The organism is Pseudomonas cerasi (assembly GCF_027983475.1).
Taxonomy (GTDB): Bacteria; Pseudomonadota; Gammaproteobacteria; order Pseudomonadales; family Pseudomonadaceae; genus Aquipseudomonas; species Aquipseudomonas cerasi.
This window is the reverse complement of record NZ_JAQJVM010000003.1, coordinates 817,302-841,642: the sequence shown is the minus strand read 5'-3', so window position 1 is coordinate 841,642 and position 24,341 is coordinate 817,302. Positions and strand designations below refer to the sequence as shown.

Here is a 24,341-nt window from a genome sequence, read left to right as displayed (position 1 = left end):
GCAAAAGCCTGCTCGGGAGGCTGACGCAGACGACAGACATTCGTTGCCTGCACCAGCCTCTTGCGAGCAGGATCCCTGCCCTTAAGCTTCCTGCGCCGACCTCATACGCCGATCTTTCTGACTCCGCCCGCAGGCACTTTTCAATGCGCGGTCGTACGCCCTTTTCCAACGGGCAGGACATCCTTGTCCTGCAATCCCCCTGTCAATCCCGTGCCAGCGCTTCGATCGGATCGAGCTGTGCCGCGTTACGTGCGGGTACGAAGCCGAACACGATGCCGATCAATGTCGAGCAGATAAACGCAGTGACAATCGAGCTCACGGAGAACACCATCTGCCATTCCTTGACCAGCAGTGAAAACACATAGCCGATCACGAACGACAGGCCGATGCCGATGACCCCGCCAATCAGGCAGACCATCACCGCCTCCACCAGAAACTGCTGACGGATATCCGCCTGGCGTGCCCCGACTGCCATGCGAATGCCGATCTCGCGCGTCCGTTCCGTGACCGACACCAGCATGATGTTCATCACCCCGATACCGCCGACCGCCAGCGAGATCACCGCAATCAACGACAGTAACAGGGCCAGCGACTGGCTGGTCTTCTGCACCGTTTGCATCACGCTGTCGAGGTTGTAGGTGAAGAAGTCCTTGGTCCCGTGACGCTTTTGCAACAGCTTGTTCACGTTGTCCTCGACCACCTTGCTTGGCTGTCCGTCCTTGACCCGCACGGTGATGCCGTCCAGGTAGGTCTGACCCAGAAGGCGTCCGGAGGCGGTTTCGTAGGGCATCCAGATATTCAGGTTCTTGCTGGTGTCGAAGATGTTTTTCTTGTTCTCGGTCACGCCGATCACCGTGCACGGCAGGTTACCCACCAGAATCACCAGGCCCAGCGGATCGACCTTGGGACCGAACAGGCGAATCCGCGTGTTGTGATCGATTACTACCACCTGTGCCTGCCGCCGGGCATCATCCTTGTTGAAACCCACGCCCAAGCCCATTTTGGTGCCACGCACCTGGAAGTAACTCGGGCTGACCCCGCTCACCGTCGCCGAGACGTCGATGTTGCGGTAGCGCACCAGCAGGTTGCGGCCGATATTCGGTGTGGCGCTGTCGATGTAGTACTCACTGCTCAACGCCGTCACATCGGACAGCGCCAGAGTCTGGATATCCATAGACTTGGTGTCGCCAAAGTCACTGCCGGGGAACACCTCTATGGTATTGCTACCGATGGCCTGGATGTCCTTGAGCACATAGCGCTTGGCCCCTTCGCCGATCGCAACGATCGACACCACCGAGGTGATGCCGATGATGATCCCGAGCATGGTCAGCAGCGTGCGCATGCGGTGCGAGATCAGCGCCACCCACGCCATGACGAAGGCCTCCTGGAACAGGCCGATGTTGGCCATCAGCCGGTTGCCCTGCCTGGGTTTGCTCGGCAGGCGCTCGGTGGTTTTTTCGTTGACGATCGGACGGTCAGTGTTGACCCGGTCGGCGATGATCTCGCCATCACGCATTTCGATGATGCGCTCGGCGTGCGCCGCAACCTTCTCGTCGTGGGTTACCAGGATCACCGTGTGCCCGGCGCTGTTGAGCTCAAGGAGGATGTTCATCACCTCCTTGCCGCTCACACTGTCGAGGGCTCCGGTGGGTTCGTCGGCCAGAATGATCTCACCGCCGTTCATCAAGGCCCTGGCGATACTCACCCGCTGCTGCTGGCCGCCTGACAACTGGCTTGGCCTGTGCTCCAGATGCCCGGACAGTCCCAGGCGCTCAAGCAGCTTCTGCGCGCGCTCCACACGCATGCTTTTACCGGTGCCTGCGTAGATGGCCGGCATTTCGACATTCTGGATCGCCGCCAGGTGCGGCAACAGGTGATAACGCTGAAAAATGAAACCGAAGTGATCACGGCGCAGCTCTGCCAGCTCATCATCGGTCAGCGTACCGGTTTCACGCCCGTCGACCTTGTAGCTGCCGCTGTTGGCGTGGTCCAGGCAACCCAGCACGTTCATCAGCGTTGACTTGCCGGAGCCCGAGGCCCCGGTAATGGCAACCAGTTCGCCGGCATTTATCGTGAGGTTGATGTCATTGAGCGCGATGAAGTCCTTCTCGCCGGCGACGAAACGCCGGGTGACACCCTTGAGTTCCAGAAGAGCTCGACTCATGGTCAGGCCCCCGCTGTCGCTGGTGTGGTCGACGGTTCACCGATCACCACCTGGTCACCCTCGGCAAGGCCGCTCTTGATCTCGACCCGCACGTTGTTGTTGATGCCGGTCTGCACATTGCGGCTCTGGGCCTGGCCCTGCGCGTCGACAACGCGTACCGGGAAGCTGCCGTCGCCGTTCTTGTCGCCCAGGGCCGCAACAGGCACAGTCAATACGTCCTTGGCCTTTTCACGCACGATATGCACTTGGGCGGTCATCGAAATACGCAGACGGTGATCAGGGTTGGGGACGTCGAACAATGCGTTGTAGAACACCGCACTGTTCGGCTTGCTGGCGGTGCTGGATTGTGCATCCAGGAAGTTTTGCGGTGCTGGCTCCGTGCCCTTCAGCTTGGCGTAATAGCGTTTTTCGGCATCGCCGAGAATGGTGAAATACACCTCTTGCCCGGGGGTGATATGAATCACGTCGGCCTCGGAGACCTGTGCCTTGACAGTCATGGTGTCCAGATCCGCCAATTTGAGAATCACCGGTGTCAGCTGGCTGGCGATCACAGTCTGGCCTTCCTGCGTCACGATACCCACCACATCACCGCTGATCGGCGCGACGATACGGGTATAGCCCAGGTTGATCCTGGCGGTCTCGATCTGAATTCTTGCGTCGCGCACCTGTGCCTCCAGCGACCGCAGGTTGGCACTCCGGACCTCGAAATCCGATTGCGCCGTATCGAAGTCCTTTTGCGAGATTGCGTCATCCGCACGTAATTGCTTGTAGCGTTGGTAAATGGCTTTGGCGTCCTTGAGCTGCGCCACAGCCGCGTCTTTTTGGGCGATCAGGTTCTGTTCGTTGACCTGCGACTGGCGCAGGGTGTTCTGCAGCACCACGGGATCGATTTCCGCCAGCCACTGACCTTGTTTGACCTTGTCGCCCAGATTGACCTTCAGGGACTTGAGCTGGCCCGAGACCTGCGAGCCGACGTCAACCTGCTTGATGCCTTGCAGCACACCGCTGGCCAGCACCGAGTTTTCGATGTCGGTGCGTTCGACCTTGGCGGTCAGGTACTCCGGAGCCTTTTCCGGAGACTGGACGCTGTAGGCAATACCCGCTGCCAGAACCAGCAGCACGACAACGATGAGCACTTTGCGAAACTTCAACTTTTTCATAGAAAGCCACGAATGTGTTGAGAATTGACCCGGCGATGGACCGCCGGGCTTGAAGAAACGGCGTTATTGGCGGGGTAGCCACCAGTTCGCCAGATGCTGTACATGCTGCGCCTTGAGAATGGTGAAATGGTTGCCCGGCCCACGCCAGACAGTGAGATCCGGAGCACACTGGCGCCAGCCGCTGACCATCGCCTGCTGTTCGCGCTGATTGCCCGCCGCATCCAGCACTGGGTCATCGGCCAGCACCAGACGCACCGGCCCGGAGTAGATCTGCGACGGTTGATAACGTGTGCGCAACGCCGTACCGAAAGCCCGCGCAGGCCCGCGCATCGCGTCCGCCGAAGAACGCTGCGGCAACATCCCTGCCCGCACCATCCCGGCATGCAACAAGCGCATCTGACCGACATCGTCCTGGGTCCGGAAGGCCGCACGATCGATGCCCAGCGACTTGCCCGCAGCCAGTTCCATGGTCTCGATCAAACGTTCCAGTACGCCTATCGCGGTGTAAGGTTTGCCCACCACGCCGTTGCCGCCCGGTGACTCACTGTCGATCAGCGTCAGCGAAGCCACTTCGCGGCCACGTGCCGTCAGGCGCTGGGCCATTTCAAAGGCCACCCAGCCGCCGAACGAATGACCGAGCAGATGCACCGGCCCCTCGGGGTGAGTGCTGTCGAGTGCTTGCAGATACGCTTCGGCAGCGGTTTCCACCAGACTGTAAGGCACCGTGCGGCCATCCAGCCCGCGCGGTTGCAGCCCGTGGATCGGCCAGTGCGGGCCCAGTGCCTCGGCCAGGCCGATGAAACCGGTCACACTGTCCCCTGCCCCCGGGACACAGAACACGGGCGCATGATCGCGGCGTCCGCCCTGAATCGTCAGCAACGGCCGGTGGGCGTTGTCAGCCCCCCGTGGCCGATCGGGCAGATCAGTCAACGCCTGGCTGATCGCCTGACCCAGGCCCTCGATATGTGGCGGCTTCATCATGCTCAAGTGATCGCCCGCGACCTTGATACTGCGCAACTGACTGACGGGCAGTACGCTATCCCAACCCAGGTAACCGCTGTGTTTCTGCGAGTTGGGTTCCCACTCACTGGCAGTGAACAGGTGCAGCGGCACGCTGTTGGGGTAAACCGTGTAATTGGCCTGCGCATGACCGTGAGCCACCTCTCGGTCGAGGTACTGGCAAAGACCCTCGTTCGTGTAGATGTCCAGCTCCGGCGGCAGCGCACCCTGCTCACGGCAGTGCTGCAGGAGCCCGGCGAAATCAAAGGCCTGCCGGTTTGCACGCACTCGCTCCAGGGCTTCCAGAGCCTGCGCGCATTCGCCCCGGGCTTTCCAGAACTGCTCGCAGTGTTCCAGCAGGTGCTGACGGTGGGCGGTCTGCAGGTCCCAACGCTCGCGACCCTGATCCACCAGGCGCGGCATGTAGGTGTCGAGCATGCCGATAAACTCCACCTCCTCGTCCATGCCCTCCAGCTGGATGGCGATTTCGTAGGCCAGAAGCCCTCCGAACGACCAGCCCGCCAAGCGATAAGGTCCGTGCGGCTGCACGCTGCGCATCGCACCCAACAAGCGCGTTGCCAGGCATTCCATGGTCAGCAACTGTTCCTGACCGAGCGGGATGCCGCTCAACCCGTAGACCGGAATGTCGCTGTCGATGTGTACCGCCAGCGCCGCGAAGTGCACATCCTGGCCGGTGAACTCGTGGACCAGGAACAGCGGACGCTGGTTGCCGGTGGTGCGCACCGGCACCAGTTGCTCATGAAGCTGCGCTGCAACCTCTTCGCCGCGGCTGCCCAGCAGGCTGGCCAGGGCCGCCACGCTGGCGTGCTGGAAAACGTCGGCCAGAGACACCGGCAAGCCACTCTGTACAAGTTGGTTGACCAGTCGTACCGCCATCAGCGAGTGACCGCCGAGATTGAAGAAGCTGTCATGACGTCCCACCTGTTGCAATTCAAGTACTTCCGCCCAGGCTTTCGCCAGACGAATCTCCAACTCCCCTGCCGGGGCTTCAAACGTTCGGCTCACGAACTGATCCGCTGTCGGCGTTGGCAGTGCCTGGACATCCACCTTGCCATTGAGCGTCAGCGGCAAGTCTGGCAGGCAGATGAATACGCTCGGGACCATGTATTCCGGCAAGCTGGCGCTCAGTTGTGCACGCAGAGCCTCCGGCTCGGGTGCTTCAACGTCAGCGTGCACGGTGTAGTAAGCCACCAGACGCGTGTCGCCCGGGCTGTCTTCGCGGGCCACTACCACGGAGTTGCGCACGCCATCGCACCCATGCAGGCTGCTTTCGACTTCCCCGAGCTCCACACGGAAGCCGCGGACCTTCACCTGGCCATCATTGCGCGCCAGGTATTCGAGGTTGCCGTCCGGCAACCAACGCGCCAGGTCGCCGGTGCGATAGAGACGCGCGCCCGCCTGCTGACTGAACGGATCGTCGCTGAAGCGTTCTGCGGTCAGTTCCGGGCGATTCAGGTAGCCAAGCGCGACCCCGACCCCGCCGATGTAGATCTCGCCGACGCTGCCCATCGGCACCGGCTCGCCGCACGCGTCGAGCAGATAGATGCGCACGTTGGCGTTGGGTTTGCCGATCGGCAGGCTCAGGGTTCCCGGCTGCACATCAAACACTTCGTAACGAGTGGCGCACGTGGTGCCCTCGGTCGGGCCGTAGCCGTTGAACAAGCGCACTTGAGACGAGTGCTCCCGTACCCGGCGGAACGACGCCGGATCCGCCCGTTCGCCACCGCACTCCAGCATGCGCAAGCCTGCCAAAGCTTCGGGAATCAACCCGGCATACAGATTGAACAACGCGGTCGAACTGAACATCACCGTCACCGCATGGCGTTTGAGCAAGGCCGCAAAGGCCGCCGGCTCAAGCAACACGGAAGGCTCGACGATTATCGACTGGCCGCCGTTGAGCAAGGCACCCCAGATCTCCGGGCTACTGGCGTCGAACGCCGGGTTGGAAGAAAACGCCACGCGGTCATCGGCACGGAAGTCGTAGTTGTCCCGCACCAGCCGCACAATGCCGTTGTGGGTCACGATCACGCCCTTGGGCAGGCCGGTGGAGCCGGAGGTGTAGATGATGCACGCCGGGGTCTCGCCTGCAGCTTCATCTGCAAGCACGACTGGCCCTTGGCTCAACGCTGATAGATCCAGGGTGTCCAGATCGAGTCTCTGTGTCAGGTCAGGTGCCGTCAGTTCGCTGCGGGTCAGCAACAGGGTTGCTTCGCTGTCCTCGAGCATGAAGCGCAGACGCTCTTCGGGAGCCAGGCGATCCAGCGCCAGGTAAGCCGCGCCGCACTTGAGCGTGGCCAGCATACTGGTCAACAGTTCCACCGAACGATCCAGCAGGATCGCCACTCGGGTTCCCGCGTGCACGCCGTGTTGGCGCAAGTGCTGAGCCAGGGCGTTGGCGCGGCTGTCGAGTTCGGCGTAGGTCAGCGTCTGCTCACCCTGACGGGCCGCAAGCGCCTGAGGTCGAGACGCTGCATGCGCCTCGAAAAGGCGATGCATCAACTGACCCTCAGGGTAAGCGCGGTCGGTTGCATTAAGACCGGTCAACAGATACTGACGCTCGACTGCATCCACCAATGGAACGTGTTCCAGTATGTGTTGTTCATTGGCGACCATAGCTTCCAGCAGGCGCTGGAAATAGCCCAGGTAACGGTCCATGGTGCTTTCGTCGAACAGCGCCGTGGCGTATTCCAGCGTGCCGATCAACTGATCGCCGACCTCGGTCATGTCCAGCACCAGATCGAACTTCGCCGTGTGGTCGTTTACCGCTACGCCTTGCAGGTTCATGCTGCCGAGCGACAGGTCGGACGTTTCGTTGTTCTGCCAGGACAGCATGGCCTGGAAGATCGGGCTGTGGGACAGGCTGCGTTGCGGACGAACCACCTCGACCACCTGTTCGAACGACAGGTCCTGATGGGTCTGCGCTGCCAGCGTCTGACGCTTGACCTGCTGCATCAACGCTTCGACGCTGGGTGCGCCGGACAGATCGACGCGTATCGCCAGGGTATTGACGAAGAACCCGATCAGGTCCTCCACTTCGGCACGCAGGCGGTTGGCCACCGGTGTACCGATCACCACATCGTCCTGGCCGGCCAGACGCCCCAGCAGCGAGGCCCATGCGACCATTACGGTCATGAACAGGGTGCTGCCATGTCGCTGGCTCAGGGCCTTGAGGCCGCTGGTCAGCTCTGCATCAAGCACCAGGCCGCGAACGTTGCCGCTGTAGTCCTGTTGTGCCGGGCGTAGCCGGTCGGTCGGCAAGGTCAGCAAGGCTGGCGCGCCACCCAGGGTCTCCTGCCAGTACTGACGCTGTTGCTGCAGCACTTCGCCGCTCAGCCAGTTGCGCTGCCACACGGCATAGTCGGCGTATTGCACCGGCAAAGCGGGCAACGGATCCTCGGCACCGGCACTGAACGCCGCATAGAGCGCACTCAGCTCGCGGGTCAGCACATCCGCGGACCAGCCGTCGGAGACGATATGGTGCATCGTCACCAGCAACACATGATCGTCCTCGGCCATGCGCACCAGGTGTCCCCGTACCAGCGGACCGTTGAGCAGATCGAAGCCCTCGTTGGCCTCTGCAGCGGTGATGGCGAGCAGTTGCTGTTCAGCATCCGCCTGCCCGGTCAACACGTGCAGTTGCAGGCTGAAACCGATATCGGCAGGAGCGATGCGCTGCACCGGATCCTGGTCCTGCTCTTGCACAAAGGTCGTACGCAGCACTTCGTGGCGGGCGACGATACGGTCCAGCGCTCGCTCCAGCGCAGGGTTATCCAGAGTGCCACGCAGACGCAGCCCTGCCGGAATATGGTAAGCCGCGCTGCCGCCTTCCAGCTGCGCGAGGAACCACAGACGCTGCTGAGCAAACGACAGCGGCAAGGCCTGATCACGGGACACCGGCACGATAGGCGGCTGGCTGCTGCCTTTGGCGTCGGCGAGTATGCGTGCCATGGCGGCCAGTTCCGGCTGGGCAAAGATATCCGCCAGGCCCAGCTCGACGCTCAACTGCTGGCGCACCTGGGAAATCAGACGCATCGCCAGCAGCGAGTGCCCGCCCAGTTCAAAGAACTGGTCGTGACGGCCCACCTGTTCCAGATCGAGCAGGTCCTGCCAGATCTGCGCCAGCGCCAGCTCTGTGGCCCCTTGCGGCGCCACGTGTTCGCGGCTGGCAAAGGCATCGGCTTGCGGAGCCGGCAACGCCTTGCGGTCGAGCTTGCGGTTCGGCGTCAACGGCAGTGCATCAAGCAGCACAAACGCGCTCGGCAGCATGTACTCGGCCAGTTGCGGTGCCAGTTCGGCGCGCAGGCTGGCGGCATCCAGGTTCGCTTGTGGCTGTGCAATCACGTAGGCCACAAGACGTTTTTCACCAGGAGTGTCTTCCCGAGCGATCACCACCGCTTCCTTGACCCCGGCGCAATTGCCCAGGCGGGCTTCGATTTCGCCCAGTTCGATACGGAAACCGCGCACCTTGACCTGGAAATCGTTACGCCCCAGATATTCAATGCGGCCGTCAGCCATGTAGCGTGCCAAATCGCCGGTTTTGTACATCCTGGCATCAGGGCTGCTGCTGAACGGATCCGCGAGGAAACGCTCGGCGTTGACCTCGGCAAGGTTCAGGTAGCCGCGTGCCACGCCATCGCCACCGATGAAGATCTCACCAGCCACGCCATAGGGCACGGGCTGCTGATGGGCATCAAGCAGGTAGATGCGGGTGTTGGCCATCGGTTTGCCGATGGTCGCGTTGCCACTGCCTTCGCTGCCGGCCACAGCATCATGGCTGACATAAGCCGCGGTGCAAGAAACGGTTGCCTCGGTCGGACCATAGGTGTTGATCAGGCGAGTATGCGCCGGGCGCACCTCGTCCCAGAGCTTGAGCTTCTGCGCCGACAGCGCATCGCCCGTGACGTTGATCAGGCGCACCTCGGCCAAGCGTTGTTCGGCAGCCTGAGGCTGGTTGTGCCACTCGGCCACCAGCGTGTGCCAGTGCGCGGCGGTCAAGTGCAGGACCGTCGGATGAATGCCGTGAGTTTCAAGACCTTCGTTGCCGAATATCTCGCGGCTCGGAGCCAGGGTGGAACCCGCCAGCAAGGCCGGGAAGATTTCCTCCACCGACAGGTCGAAGTTCAGGGTGTTCTGTTGCAGCACGGTGTCGGTTGGCGCCAGGCCAAAAAGCCGCGCCGCATCGACGCTGTAGTTGACCAGGCCGCGATGTTCGATCATCACGCCCTTCGGATTGCCCGTGGAGCCCGAGGTGTAGATCACATACGCCAGGTTGCGCACGCTGAGGGCTTCCACCACCGGGTTGTCGTCACGCTCGGTAAAGGTGGCGCGCTGATCGCCGTCGAGCAACACCAGTGGCAAGGTCAGGGTCGGCAAGCGCTTGCGCAGATCACGCTGGGTCAGCAACGCCGCTGGCTGGCTGTCGGTGATCATGTAAGCCAGTCGCTCGGCCGGATAGGCAGGGTCCAGCGGTACATAAGCCGCCCCTGCCTTGAGCACACCGAGCAGGCCGACCATCATTTCCACACCGCGCTCGACGCAGATCGCCACCCGGTCGTCCGGGCCGATGCCCAGGCCGATCAGGTGATGAGCCAGACGGTTGGCCTGACGGTTCAATTCGGCATAGCTCAGGCGCTGCGCCTCGTGGACCACGGCGATAGCGTCGGGCTGTACCTGGACCTTTTCTTCGAACAGCTGGTGAATCGTGCAGTCTTGCGGGTAAGGCACATCGGTAGCATTAAGGTCGACCAGCAGATGCTGGCGCTCCGCCTTATCGAGCAACGGCACCTGCTCCAGCAACTGGCGGTCGTCGGCGACCATGGCTTCCAGCAAGCGCTGGAAGTAGCCCATGTAACGCTGCAGGGTGCTTTCGTCGAACAGTGCCGTGGCATATTCCAGCGTGCCGATCAGTTGATCGCCGACCTCGGTCATGTCCAGCGTCAGGTCGAACTTGGCCGTATGGCCAGCCACTGCGACGCCCTGCAGGCTCATGTCGCCAAGCGCCAGATCGGATGCTTCGTTGTTCTGCCACGACAACATGGCCTGGAAAATCGGGCTGTGGGACAGGCTGCGTTGTGGGCGAACCACCTCAACCACCTGTTCGAACGGCAGGTCCTGATTCGCCTGGGCGGCCAGGGTCTGCTGTTTGACCTGCTGCAACAGGCTTTGGACGCTCGGTGTCCCCGAGAGGTCGACGCGCACGGCCAGGGTGTTGACGAAGAACCCGATCAGGTCCTCCACCTCGGTACGCAGGCGGTTGGCCACCGGCGTACCGATGACCACGTCGTCCTGACCGGCCAGACGTCCCAGCAACGCAGCCCATGCGGCCATGACCGTCATGAACAGGCTGCTGCCATGCCGCTGGCTCAGCGCCTTGAGGCCACGCGTCAGGTCGGCGTCGAGGACCAGGCCGAGCAACTGGCCGCTGTAGTCCTGTTGCGCCGGGCGTGGCCGGTCGCTCGGCAAGGTCAGCAAGGCCGGCGCGCCGGCCAGAGTCTGCTGCCAGTACTGGCGCTGTTGCTGCAGCACGTCGCCGCTCAGCCAGTTGCGCTGCCACAGCGCGTAATCGGCGTATTGCACGGGCAATGCTGGCAACGGATCCTCGGCGCCTTGGCTGAACGCTGCATAGAGCACGCCCAGTTCACGGGTCAACACGCCAGCGGACCAGCCGTCAGAGACGATGTGGTGCATGGTCACCAGCAAGACATGGTCATCATCGGCCAGGCATACCAGACGTCCACGCACCAGTGGGCCGTTGAGCAGATCAAAGCCCTCTTCGGCCTCTTCTGCGGCGATGGCGAGCAGTTGTTGTTCCGCGTCGCCCTGCCCGGTCAGCACCTGCAGTTGCAAGTTGAAGCCGATATCGGCTGGAGCGATGCGCTGCAGCGGATCCTGGTCCTGTTCCTGGACAAAGGTTGTGCGCAATGCCTCATGGCGCGCAACGATACGGTCCAGCGCGCGCTTCAGTGCGTCCTGATCGAGCCTGCCGCGCAGACGCAGACCGGCTGGAATGTGATAAGCCGCACTGCCGCCGTCCAGCTGCGCGAGGAACCACAGGCGTTGCTGGGCAAACGACAGCGGCAAGGACTGATCGCGGGACACCGGCACGATGGGCTGCTGGCTGCTGCCGGCAGCGTGTGCCACTACCTGAGCCAGCGCCGCAAGTTCCGGCTGGGCGAAGATGTCCGCCAGGCTCAGCTCGACGCCCATGCGCTGACGCACCTGGGAAATCAGGCGCATTGCCAGCAGCGAGTGCCCGCCCAGTTCGAAGAAGTGGTCATGACGCCCTACTGCTTCCAGGTTGAGCAGGTTCTGCCAGATCTGCGCCAGGGCTTTTTCGCTGGTGCCTTGCGGGGCGACATGTTCGCGACTGGCAAAGGCGTTGTCCGCTGGAGCTGGCAAGGCCTTGCGATCGAGTTTGCGATTCGGTGTCAGCGGCAGTGCATCAAGCAGCACGAACGCACTTGGCAGCATGTACTCGGCCAGTTGCGGCGCCAGTTCGGCGCGCAGTCTGGCGGCATCCAGGTTTGTTTGTGGCTGGGCGATCACGTAGGCCACGAGGCGTTTTTCGCCGGGATTGTCTTCCCGAGCGATCACCACCGCTTCCTTGACCCCTTTGCAGCTACCGAGACGCGCTTCGATTTCGCCCAGCTCGATACGGAAACCGCGCACTTTGACCTGGAAGTCATTACGGCCCAGGTATTCGATACGGCCGTCGGCCATGTAGCGTGCCAGGTCACCGGTCTTGTACATCCGGGCATCAGGGCTGTTGCTGAACGGATCAGCGAGGAAGCGCTCGGCGTTGACCTCTGCAAGGTTCAGGTAACCGCGTGCCACGCCGTCGCCACCGATGAAAATCTCACCGGCCACGCCGTATGGTACCGGCTGCTGATGGGCATCGAGCAGGTAGATGCGGGTGTTGGCCATCGGCTTGCCGATGGTCGCGTTGCCGCTGCCTTCGCTGCCGACCGCAGCGTCGTGACTGACGTAGGCCGCGGTGCAGGACACCGTCGCTTCGGTCGGCCCGTAAGTGTTGATCAGGCGAGTGTGTGCCGGGCGCACCTCATCCCAGAGTTTGAGTTTCTGTGCCGACAATGCGTCACCTGTGACGTTGATCAGGCGCACCTCGGCCAGGCGTTGTTCAGCAGCCTGCGGCTGGTTGTGCCATTCGGCGACCAGGGTGTGCCAGTGAGCGGCGGTCAAGTGCAGGACGGTCGGGTAAATGCCGTGATTTTCAGTGCCCTCACTGCCGAATATCTCGCGGCTTGGCGCCAGAGTCGCACCGGCCAGGAGTGCCGGGAAGATCTCCTCCACCGACAGGTCGAAGTTAAGGGTATTTTGTTGCAGCACCGTGTCGCTCTGGGACAGGCCAAACAGCCGCGCCGCATCGACGCTGTAGTTGACCAGGCCTCGGTGTTCGATCATCACGCCCTTCGGATTGCCCGTGGAACCCGAGGTGTAGATCACATACGCCAGGTTGCGCACGCCGAGTGTCGGTACGACCGGGTTGTCATCGCACTCGGCGAAGCCCTGGCAATGCTCGTCGTCGAGCAATACCAGCGGCATCGACAGTGCAGGCAAACGCTCCTGCAAGCCGCGCTGGGTGAGCAACGCCGCCGGCTGGCTGTCGTTGATCATGTAGGCCAGGCGCTCGGCCGGGTAAGCCGGGTCCAGCGGTACGTAGGCGGCACCGGCTTTGAGTACACCGAGCAGCCCGACGATCATTTTCACTCCGCGTTCGACGCAGATCGCCACTCGATCATCCGGACCGATGCCCAGGCTGATCAGGTGGTGAGCGAGACGATTGGCCTGGCGGTTCAGTTCGGCATAGCTCAAGCGCTGCGCCTGGAAGGCCACGGCGATGGCGTCGGGCTGTGCCTGGACCTTTTCCTCGAACAGCTGATGAATCGTGCGATCTTGCGGGTAAGGCACGTCGGTAGCGTTAAGGTCGACCAGCAGACGCTTGCGCTCCGCGGTATCGAGCAGTGGTACGTGTTCCAGCACCTGGCGGTCATCGGCGACCATGGCGTGCAGCAAACGCTGCAGGTAGCCCAGATAGCGGGCGATGGTGCCTTCATCGAACAACGCAGTGGCGTATTCCAGCGAACCGAACAACTGACCCTGGGCTTCGCCGATGTCCAGCGAGAGATCGAACTTGGACAGCGTATGGCCCGCGCTCAGGCTCTCCAGTTGCAGATCGCCAAGGGCGAAATCCCCACCGCCCATGTCCTGCCAGCTGAGCATGGCCTGGAACACCGGGCTGTGCGACAGGCTGCGCACCGGCTTGATCACTTCCACCACCTGCTCGAACGGCAGGTCCTGATGGTCCTGGGCGCCTAACGTGTTGCTCTTGACCTGCGCCAGCAGCGTTTCTGCCGTGGGCTTGTCGCTGAGGTCGACGCGGATCGCCAGGGTATTGACGAACAGGCCCACCAATCCTTCGGCTTCGCTGCGTGTGCGGTTGGCCACTGGCGTGCCGATGACCACGTCGTCCTGGCCGGACAGCCGCCCCAGCAGTGCAGCCCAGGCGGCCATGAGGGTCATGAACAGGGTGCTGCCGTGACGTTGGCTCAATGCCTTGAGGCCGCGAGTCAGGTCTTCGTCGAGCACGATGGGCAGCACCGCGCCGGTATAGTCCTGCTGTGCCGGACGCACCCGGTCGGTGGGCAACATCAGCAGCGCCGGAGCGTCTGCCAGGGTTTGCTGCCAGTAGTCGCTTTGTTGCTGCAGCAGATCGCCGCTCAGCCAGCGACGCTGCCACACCGCGTAGTCCAGGTATTGCAGCGCCAGTGGCGCCAACGGGTCGTCCTGGCCCTGACTGAATGCCGCGTAGAGCGCCGCCAGTTCACGGGTCAGCACGCCAATTGACCAGCCATCGGAAACGATGTGGTGCATGGTCAGCAACAGGACGTGATGGTCCTCGGCCATACGGATCAGGCGGCCTCGGATCAATGGGCCCTGTTCCAGATCGAAGCTTTGCAGCGACTCCTCACTGGCCAGTGCCTGAAGCTTCTCTTTGGCATCCACCAGCCCTTGCAGATCGTGCAGTTGCAGGTTGAAGCCCGCATCCGCCGGGCTGATCCGTTGCAATGGTTGTTCGTCATCGCCCTGAATGAAGGTGGTGCGCAGACCCTCGTGACGCGCCACGATACGCTCCAGCGCTCTTTGCATTGCCGCGCGATCCAGCTCGCCCCGCAGGCTCAAGCCGACAGGCATGTGGTAGGCCGCACTGGCACCTTCCATCTGGGCGAGGAACCACAGGCGTTGCTGGCCGAACGACAATGGCCAGGCCTGATCGCGTGCCACCGGTACGATATCCGGCAGGATGCTGCGTCCGGCCTGGGCGATGGCCAGTGCCAGTGTGCTCAGTTCGGGGTGGGCAAACAGCGCGGCCAGGCTCAGTTCGACGCCCAGTTGTTGACGAATTTGCGAAATCAGGCGCATCGCCAACAAGGAGTGACCGCCCAGCTCGAAGAACTGGTCGTGACGGCTGACGCGTTCAACCTGGAGCAGGTCGCTCCAGATTTGCGCCAGCAGGGTTTCGGTTTCGCCTTGGGGGGCTTCGTAACCACGGCGGATCAGTGCATCGGCTTCCGGTGCTGGCAGTGCCTTGCGGTCCAGCTTGCCGTTCGGCGTCAGCGGCAGTGCGTCGAGCAGCACATAGGCTACCGGGATCATGTAGGCTGGCAGTTGCTCCTGCAGCCAACCGCGCAGGCTGTCGATGTCTGTCGAAGCCTGCTCTGCGCTCAGGGTGTAATAAGCCACCAGACGCTTGTCACCCGGAACATCTTCGCGAGCAGCCACCACTGCTTCATGGACGGCCGGGTGTTTGGCCAGGCGTGCATCGATCTCGCCCAGCTCGATACGGAAGCCGCGGATCTTCACCTGATCGTCGTTACGACCCAGGTATTCGATATTGCCGTCTGGCAGGTAGCGCCCCAGGTCTCCGGTGCGGTACATGCGTGCCGCTGGCTGTTCGCTGAACGGGTCCTTGAGGAAGCGTTCGGCGGTCAGGTCGTCACGGTTCAGATAACCCCGTGCCACACCGGCACCGCCAATGTAGATTTCACCGCTAACACCCAGTGGAACAGGCTGCTGTTGCTCGTCCAGCAGGTAAAACTGTGTATTGCCCACTGGTTTGCCGATGTGAGCTGCGAAGCCGTCTTCGCGGTTCATCGCCACCCAGCTTGAGTACGTAGTGGTTTCCGATGGGCCGTAGAGGTTGCACAGGCGCTGCACGCCGGTTTTTTCGAACAGATTTTCCACGAGGCTGCGTTTCAGCGCTTCACCGGCCACGTTCACCGTATGGACCGATTCCGGCAACCCATCAACGTCCAGCAGTGCTTTAAGCGCCGACGGTACGGTGTTGATCAGGCCGATATCGTGCTCGCCGTGTTGCAGTTCAAGCACATTCTTGACGATTTCGATGCTGCCACCCGAGGTCAGCGGTGCAAAGCACTCGTAGACCGCAAGATCGAAGTTCAGCGAGGTGGAGAACAGCGTTTTTTCCAGTGCAGAGCCGTAAAAAGCCGCGTGCGCCCAGGTCAGGAAGTTCACGGTGTTGCGATGTTCGATCATCACGCCTTTCGGCAGGCCGGTCGAGCCCGAGGTGTAGATCAGATACGCCAAGTGCGCCGAGGTCAGCTCAGGCACCTGCGGATTCTGGACGGATTGGTCCTGCCAATCGCTCAGATCAAGATTGATGACAGGTACTGATTCGTCGGCCAGCAAGCCCTGAGTCGCGGTTTGCGCCAGTACTGCGGCCGGAGCGCTGTCCTGCAACATGTAAGCAATACGTTCCGCTGGATAGGCCGGATCCAGTGGCACGTAACCGCCGCCCGCCTTGAGGATCGCCAGCAACCCGACGACCATCTCCACGCCGCGCTCTACACAGATCCCGACCCGCGAATCCGGCTGAACGCCCTGCTTGCGCAAGGCATGGGCCAGGCGGTTGGCCTGTTCGTTAAGCTCGCGATACGTCAGACGCTGCTCGCCGTGGACCACAGCGAGCGCCTGAGGCGTGCGTTCGACCTGTGCCTCGAACATCCCATGGATGGTCTGCTGCTGCGAGTATTCCAGCGCGGTAGCGTTCAAGCCATACACCAGATGCTCACGCTCCGCGGCCGACAGAACCGACAAGCCTGCCAGCGGCACCTCGCCGGACTGCTCCAGTGCGCTGACCACATTCTCCAGAGTGGTCTGCACATACGCGCAGACGCGTTGCGCGTCGATGCTGGCACTGGCTTGAATCGTTAAACTGAAGCCCGTTCCCTCATCGTTTACTGAAAGGGTCAGCGGATAGTTGGTGCGCTCTTCGCCGCGCAGGCTTTCGATGCCTTGCCAGGCGTCCAGTGTCTGTTGGTTGACCTCAGCGGCGATATGTCGGTAGTTGAGCAAAGCGCTGAACAGCGGCGTCGAAGCGGACACGCCACTGCAACGCTGGGCCAGTACCAGCGAGGCGTGTTCATGGGCAAGCAGCCCACTGAGCCTGGCGTGGGTAGCCTTCAGACTGTTGCGCACGCCCTGCTCGCCCAGCGTGACACGCAACGGCAAGGTATTGATGAACATCCCCAGCGCTCGGTCAGACCCGGCACCGCCTTGCAGGCGGCCAAGCAATACAGTGCCGAAGACCACATCATCTTCGCCTGACAAGGCGCCCAGAACACGAGCCCATGCCAGGTGATACAGGCTGGCGGAGCTGACCCCGAACTGGCGGGCCTGCACGCGCAGGCGGCGGCTCAGGTCCATGTCGACCTGTAGGCGTGCTTCCTCGATACCGCTTCCGTCGCCCTGCACGTCCTGCAGGCCAAACGGCAGCGTCGGTTCATCGATATCACCGAGCATGTCGCGGAAAAACGCTTCGTGCTCTTCTCGGCTCACGCCGAGCATGGCCTGCGCTACGTAATTGCGATAAGGCACGGACGGTGGCAGAGAGGCTTGCTGTCCGAGCATGTATGACTCGATTTCGCTGGTGAGAATGCGCAGCGACGTGGCGTCGTCCACCAGGTGATGGAACAGCAGCATGCCCAGCCAGCGGTCGTTCTCCGCGTCATGTGCATAACCGATGCGTAGCATCGGTGCCTGACGAATGTCCAGACGCGTGTGGCGAGGGTCCAGACGTTCCAGCAGTTGTTCGGCGATATCGCCATCGGCAGGGTCAAGTATCAGCTCATCCAGGCCCAGAGGTGCTTCACGCCAGACCACCTGCACCGGAGAGTCGAGACGCTCCCAAAGCACGGCGGTGCGCAGGATATCGTGCCGCGCGATCACGCCTTGCAGTGCCTGGGCGAAACCGTGCAGACGCTCGAGGCTGTCAAAGGCAAACAACGCGTATTGCAGGTACGGGTCTCCCTCGGTCGCGGCAAGGTGGTGATACAAAATACCTTCCTGCAGCGGTGCCAGAGCGTAGATGTCCTGCACGTTGGCCAGGCCGCCGGGTACGCTTGCCACCACACGGTCGATATCATCCTGGCTCAGGACTGTCAGAGGCAGCATGTCCGGGGTGATGCGCTCGCAGTTGGCGGGAATGAGGTTGGCGGGTACTTCCAGTGCCCCCTTGCCGCCTACCGCTGCTGCCAGGGCAGACAAGGTCGGCTGACTGAACAGCACGCGCACGTCGGCAACCAGGTCGATCTGGCGCATCCGCTCGATCAGTTTGACGGCCAGCAGTGAGTGGCCGCCCAGCTCAAAGAAGTTGTCATGACGACCAACCTGCTCCAGTTGCAGCAGGTCTTGCCAGATACGCGCAATGGCCATCTCGGTGTCGTTTTCAGGCGCTGCATAGCCACGACTGGCCACCGCCGAACGGTCGGGCACCGGCAAAGCCCTGCGGTCGAGCTTGCCGTTGGCCGTCAGTGGCAACTCATCGAGTTGCACGTAGGCTGCGGGCACCATGTGCTCCGGCAATGCACCGTGCAGATGCTCGCGCAGGCTTTCGATGTCCAGCAGGCTTTCCGGCTGCTGTGTCGTGACATAGGCCACCAGGCGCTTGTCGCCGGGCACATCCTCACGGCACAGCACCACGGCATCGCGGACGTCCGGATATTCAGCCAGACGCGCTTCGATCTCGCCCAGTTCGATACGGAAGCCACGAATCTTGACCTGTTCGTCGTTGCGGCCCAGGTATTCAAGGCTGCCATCGGCCAGCCAGCGTCCCAGGTCGCCGGTACGGTACAGGCGCGCACTCGGTGCGGTGCTGAATGGGTTATCGAGGAAACGCTCGGCGGTCAGAGCTTCACGGTTCAGGTAGCCACGAGCAACACCGGCACCGCCCACGTACAACTCGCCGATCACGCCTGTCGGCACGGGTTCGCCATGGGCGTCGAGCAGGTAAAGCTGCAGGTCCGGGATGCGCTTGCCGATCGGGCTGGCACCGACGCGCTGGGCGTCTTCGGGCTGCAACGGGTAATAGGTCACATGCACTGTGGTTTCAGTGATGCCGTACATGTTCACCAGTTGCGTGCCAGCGTTCACGCTGCAGGCGTACCACGGCTTGAGCATCGCCGTTTCCAGCGCTTCACCGCCGAAAATCACCTGACGCAGCGAATGTGCCTGAGTGTTTTCAGCCTGGGCAGCAATCAGTTGACGGAACGCACTTGGCGTCTGGTTAAGCACCGTCACCCCGGCACTGCACAGCAGGTTGTAGAAGTCTTCTGGCGAGCGGCTGACCAGTTGCGGCACGATCAACAAACGGCCGCCGTGCAGCAGTGCGCCCCAGATTTCCCAGACTGAGAAGTCGAAAGCGAACGAGTGGAACAATGCCCAGACATCCTGTTCATTGAAACCGAACCAGTCTTCGGTGGCCGAGAACAGTCGTGCAACGTTGCGATGCTCGACCATCACGCCCTTGGGCAGACCGGTGGAGCCGGAGGTGTAAATGACGTAGGCAAGGTCAGCGGGCTTGACCGGTACTTGCGGATTGCAGACGGATTCGTCCTGCAGGTCGGCATCGTCGAGATAGATCAGCGGCACTTCGCAGACAGGCAACGTCTGCTGCACTGACTGCTGGCTCAACAACGCGACCGGCGCACTGTCGCCGAGGATGTAGACCAGGCGCTCCAGCGGATAAGCCGGATCCAGTGGCACGTAACCGGCGCCGGATTTGAGAATACCCAGCAAGCCAATGATCATCGCCGGGCCGCGTTCGACGCAGATCGCTACCCGATCATCCGGGCGAACGCCGTGGGCCAGCAGGCGATGTGCAACCTGGTTGGCACGGGCGTTGAGTTCGCCGTAGCTCAGGGTCTGCTCTTCGAACACCAGCGCCACGGCATTCGGCCGCTCTGCTGCGCGGGCTTCAAATTGCAGATGAATCGGTGTCTCGCTCGTATAGGTATTGCCAGGTTCGTTCCACTGTTCGAGCAACTGCTGCCGCTCGCTGTCCGGCAGGATCGAAATAGCGTGCAACGGTGTCTGCGGCGCTTGCTCCAGCGCGTTGACCAGATTGCTCAATGTTTGCAGCATGTAGGCGCAAATCCGGGCGCCGTCGATCAGCGGTATGGTCTGTACGGTCAACAGGAAGTCTTCGCCGCGGTCATCGACGTTGAGGGTCAGTGGATAGTTGGTGCGTTCTTCATCGCCCAGTGCTATCGCCTGCATGCCATTCCAGGCCGTCAGCGTTTCATCGGTCACGGCAACGCTGGTGTGGCGATAGTTGAGCAAGGCGCTGAACAACGGCGCCGGTGCGACCACGCCACTGCAACGTTGGGCCAGCGCCAGAGACGCGTGTTCATGCCCGAGTAATGCGGTCAAGCGCCGGTGCGTGGCCTTGACCCCGTCACGCACGCCCTGGTCGCCCAGGCCCACACGTAGCGGCAAGGTGTTGATAAACACGCCCAGCGCTCGCTCCGAGCCTTCGCCACCTTGCATCCGGCCCAGCAGCACGGTGCCGAACACTACGTCGTCACGCCCCGAGGCCTTACTCAACAGCTGCGCCCAGGCCAAGTGGACCAGGCTGGCGGCACTGACTCCCAGTTGACGGGCCTGGGCCCGCAAACGACGGCTGAGCTCCAGATCCACCGGCAGAAAGTCTTCTTCGATGTCATGACCGTCACCTTGCACCTCCTGCAAACCAAACGGCAGCGTCGCCTCGTCAACATCGCTCAACATGTCGCGGAAGAACACCTCATGTTCCTCCTGACTCATGCCCAGGCGGACCTGAGCAATATAATTGCGATAGGGTGCCGCCAGGCCCAGTTGAGCCCCCTGCCCCAGCAGGTAGGCCTGCATCTCATGGCGCACTACTTCCAGCGTTGTATGGTCCATGACCAGGTGATGGAACTGTAACCAGCCCAGCCAGCGCTGGTTTGACTCATCCCAGGCATGTACAAGACGCATCATCGGCGCCCGACGAATGTCCAGACGGTGGCGGCGGGAGTCGAAACGCTGGTGCAACTGTGTCGCGACATCGCCGCCTTGCGGATCTGGGTCGAAGCTTTCGCGCATCAGCAACGCCTGACGCCAGACCACTTGCATCGGTTCGTCCAGTCCCTCCCAGACCAGTGCAGTGCGCAGAATGTCATGGCGCTGGATCACGAACTGCAAGGCGCGGGCAAAGTCGTCGACATGCTCCTGGCTGTCGAAGGCGAACAGCGATTGCAGCAAATACGGATCTCCGCGCTCAGCGCTGAGGTGGTGATAGAGGATGCCTTCCTGCAACGGCGCCAATGGGTAGATGTCCTGCACATTTGTCACGCCGCCCGGCACGCTATCGACTACCTTATCGATCTGTGCCTGGGTCAGGTCGGCCAGTGGCAGCAATTCAGGCGTAATGCGTTGGCAATCCTCGGTAATCAGATTGGCTGGCACCACGATGTCCGTGTTACCGCCGACTGCGGCCGCCAAGGCGGACAACGTCGGCTGGCCGAACAGCACGCGCACGTCAGCGCTCAAACCCAACTGGCGCATACGGCCAATAAGGCTCACCGCCAGCAGCGAATGACCGCCCAGCTCGAAGAAGTTGTCGTGACGGCCGACCTGGGCAACGCCCAGCAGGTCTTGCCAGATGGCTGCGATCTGCGCTTCGGTTTCACCTAGTGGGGCTTCATAACCACGGCTGATCAGTGCATCGGCTTCAGGTGCTGGCAAGGCCTTGCGGTCCAGCTTGCCGTTCGGGGTGAGTGGCAGTGCATCGAGACGTACGTAGGCCACCGGGATCATGTAGGCCGGCAATTGCTCCTGCAGCCAGCCGCGCAGGCTGTCGATGTCTACCGAAGCCTGCCCTGCGCTCAGGGTGTAATAAGCCACCAGACGCTTTTCGCCGGGAATGTCTTCGCGGGCAGTGACCACTGCCTCGTGGACCGCCGGGTGCTTGGCCAGACGCGCATCGATCTCGCCCAGTTCGATACGGAAACCACGAATCTTCACCTGATCGTCGTTACGGCCCAGGTATTCGATATTGCCGTCTGGCAGGTAGCGACCCAGGTCGCCGGTGCGGTACATGCGTGCCACTGGATTTTGGCTGAACGGGTCTTTGAGGAAGCGCTCGGCAGTCAGGTCGTCACGGTTCAAATAACCCCGCGCCACGCCAGCACCGCCGAGGTAGATCTCACCGGCAACGCCCAGTGGCACAAGCTGTTGCTGTTCGTCCAGCAGGTAAAACTGTGTATTGCCGACCGGCTTGCCGATGTGAGCTGCGAAGCCATCTTCACGATCCATTGCCACCCAGCTTGAATAGGTGGTCGTTTCGGATGGGCCGTAGAGGTTGCACAGGCGCTGCACGCCGGTTTTTTCGAACAGGTTTTCCACGAGGCTGCGTTTCAGCGCTTCACCGGCGACGTTGACTGTATGGACCGATTTCGGCAGTCCATCGACTTCCAGCAAGGCCTTGAGCGCCGATGGTACGGTGTTGATCAGGCCGATATCGTGCTCGCCGTGTTGCAGTTCCAGCACGTTTTTGACGACTTCGATGCTGCCGCCCGAGGTCAGCGGTGCAAAACACTCGTAGACCGCGAGGTCGAAGTTCAGCGAGGTGGAGAACAGCGTTTTTTCCAGCGCAGAGGCGTCGAAAGCACTATGCGCCCAGGTCAGGAAGTTAACGGTGTTGCGGTGTTCGATCATCACGCCTTTCGGCAGACCTGTGGAGCCCGAGGTGTAGATCAGATACGCCAAGTGCGCCGAGGTCAGCTCAGGCACCTGCGGATTCTGGACGGATTGGTCCTGCCAATCGCTCAGATCAAGATTGATGACAGGTACTGCAACGTCGGCCAGCAGCGCTTCAGTTGCCGACTGCGCGAGCACGGCAGCAGGTGCGCTGTCCTGCAACATGTAGGCAATTCGTTCTACCGGATACGCCGGGTCCAGCGGCACGTAACCGCCGCCCGCCTTGAGGATCGCCAACAACCCGACGACCATCTCCACGCCGCGCTCTACACAGATCCCGACCCGCGAATCCGGCTGAACGCCCTGCTTGCGCAAGGCATGGGCCAGGCGGTTGGCCTGCTCGTTAAGCTCGCGATACGTCAGGCGCTGTTCGCCGTGGACGACCGCAAGAGCCTGCGGCGTAAGCTCGACTTGTGCTTCGAACAGCCCGTGAATGGTCTGCTGCTGCGGGTAATCCAGCGCGGTGTCGTTGAAATCCACCAGCAACTGATCACGTTCGACAGCTGGCAGAATCGACAAACCTTGCAACGGCGTTTCTGGCGTCTGCTCCAGTGCCGTCAACAGGTTTTCCAGCGCTGTGTGCATATAGCCGCACACACGTTGAGCACCGATTGACGAAGCCACCAACGCCGTCAGGCTGAACCCATCGGCCAGATCATCGACGTTCAACGTCAATGGGTAGTTGGTGCGTTCTTCGCCGCTGAGGACCGCAATGCCCTGCCATGCCTGCATGGCCTGGTCGGACACACTGCCGACCCCGCTGTGGCGATAGTTGAGCAGCGCGCTGAACAGCGGCGCGGGCGCGGCAACACCGCTGCAACGCTGGGCCAACGCCAGCGAGGCATGTTCGTGACCGAGCAAGGCAGTCAAGCGCTTATGAGTGGCCTTGACCCCGTCGCGTACGCCCTGCTCGCCTACCGAAACCCGCAGCGGCAAGGTGTTGATGAACATCCCCAAGGCTCGCTCGGTACCTTCGCCCCCCTGCATCCGGCCCATCAGGACGGTACCGAAGACCACATCCTGCTTGTTTGATACCTTGCCCAACACCTGAGCCCAGGCCAGGTGCACCAGACTTGCGGCACTCACCCCTTGTTGGCGGGCTTGAGCACGCAGGCGCAGGTTGAGTTGAGGATCCAGCGCCAGGCTGGCTTCCTCGATGTCACGACCTTCACCCTGCACGTCCAGCAGGCCGAACGGCAGCGTCGGCTCGTCGATATCGCCGAGCATGTCGCGGAAAAACGCTTCGTGATCGGCCTGGCTGACACCCAGGCGTGCCTGGGCCACATAGTTGCGATACGGCACAGGCACCGACGCTGCCAGGCTGTCTGCCTCGCCCGCCAGCCAGGCCTGCATTTCATGCTTCACCACTTCCAGCGCCACGTGGTCCAGCGCCATGTGGTGGAACAGCAGCATCGCGAAGATGCGCTGGTTGAGCGGGTCTTCGGCATAGGCCACGCGCATCAGCGGCGCCTGGCCGATGTCCAGACGGTAATGGCGCGGGTCAAAGCGGCTGTGCAGTTGTGTTCCTATATCGCCGTCTGCCGGATCAAACTCAAGCGCGTCCAGGTGCAACCGGGCCTGACGCCAGACCACTTGCACAGGTGAGTCCAGACCGTCCCAGACCACGCTGGTGCGCAGAATGTCATGGCGGTCGATGACCGCCTGCAAAGCCTGAACGAAGGCATTCAGACGCTCGCCGTCAGCAAAGGCGAACTGCGTCTGTAACACATAGGGGTCGCCGATTTCGGCGGCCAGGTGGTGATAAAGAATACCTGCCTGCAACGGCGCCAGCGGGTAGATGTCCTGCACATTGGCCACGCCGCCCGGCACGGTTGCCACGACTTGATCGATCTGCGACTGAGTCAGGTCCGCCAGTGGCAGCAGCTCAGGCGTAATGCGTT

Annotated in this window: 3 protein-coding genes (1 of these 3 only partly in view); all 3 read right to left on the bottom strand. The window is 62.0% G+C overall.

The annotated features are described in order from the left end of the window. Positions 1-202: 202 nt before the first annotated feature. Positions 203-2,164 (bottom strand): MacB family efflux pump subunit, encoded by a 1,962-nt coding sequence (locus PI739_RS19340; RefSeq protein ID WP_151342821.1) that lies wholly within the window; start codon positions 2,162-2,164, stop codon positions 203-205. A gap of 2 nt (positions 2,165-2,166) precedes the next feature. Beyond that, on the bottom strand, positions 2,167-3,324 hold the full coding sequence (gene macA, locus PI739_RS19335; protein ID WP_054080908.1) for a macrolide transporter subunit MacA: 1,158 nt from the start codon (positions 3,322-3,324) through the stop codon (positions 2,167-2,169). Positions 3,325-3,387: 63 nt separating this feature from the next. Beyond that, positions 3,388-24,341, bottom strand: partial view of a syringopeptin non-ribosomal peptide synthetase SypC gene (gene sypC / locus PI739_RS19330; RefSeq protein ID WP_271352106.1) — the 3' portion only. Its footprint extends 19,645 nt past the window's final position; only the last 20,954 of its 40,599 coding nucleotides appear in the window; the start codon falls outside the window, past its right edge; its stop codon occupies positions 3,388-3,390.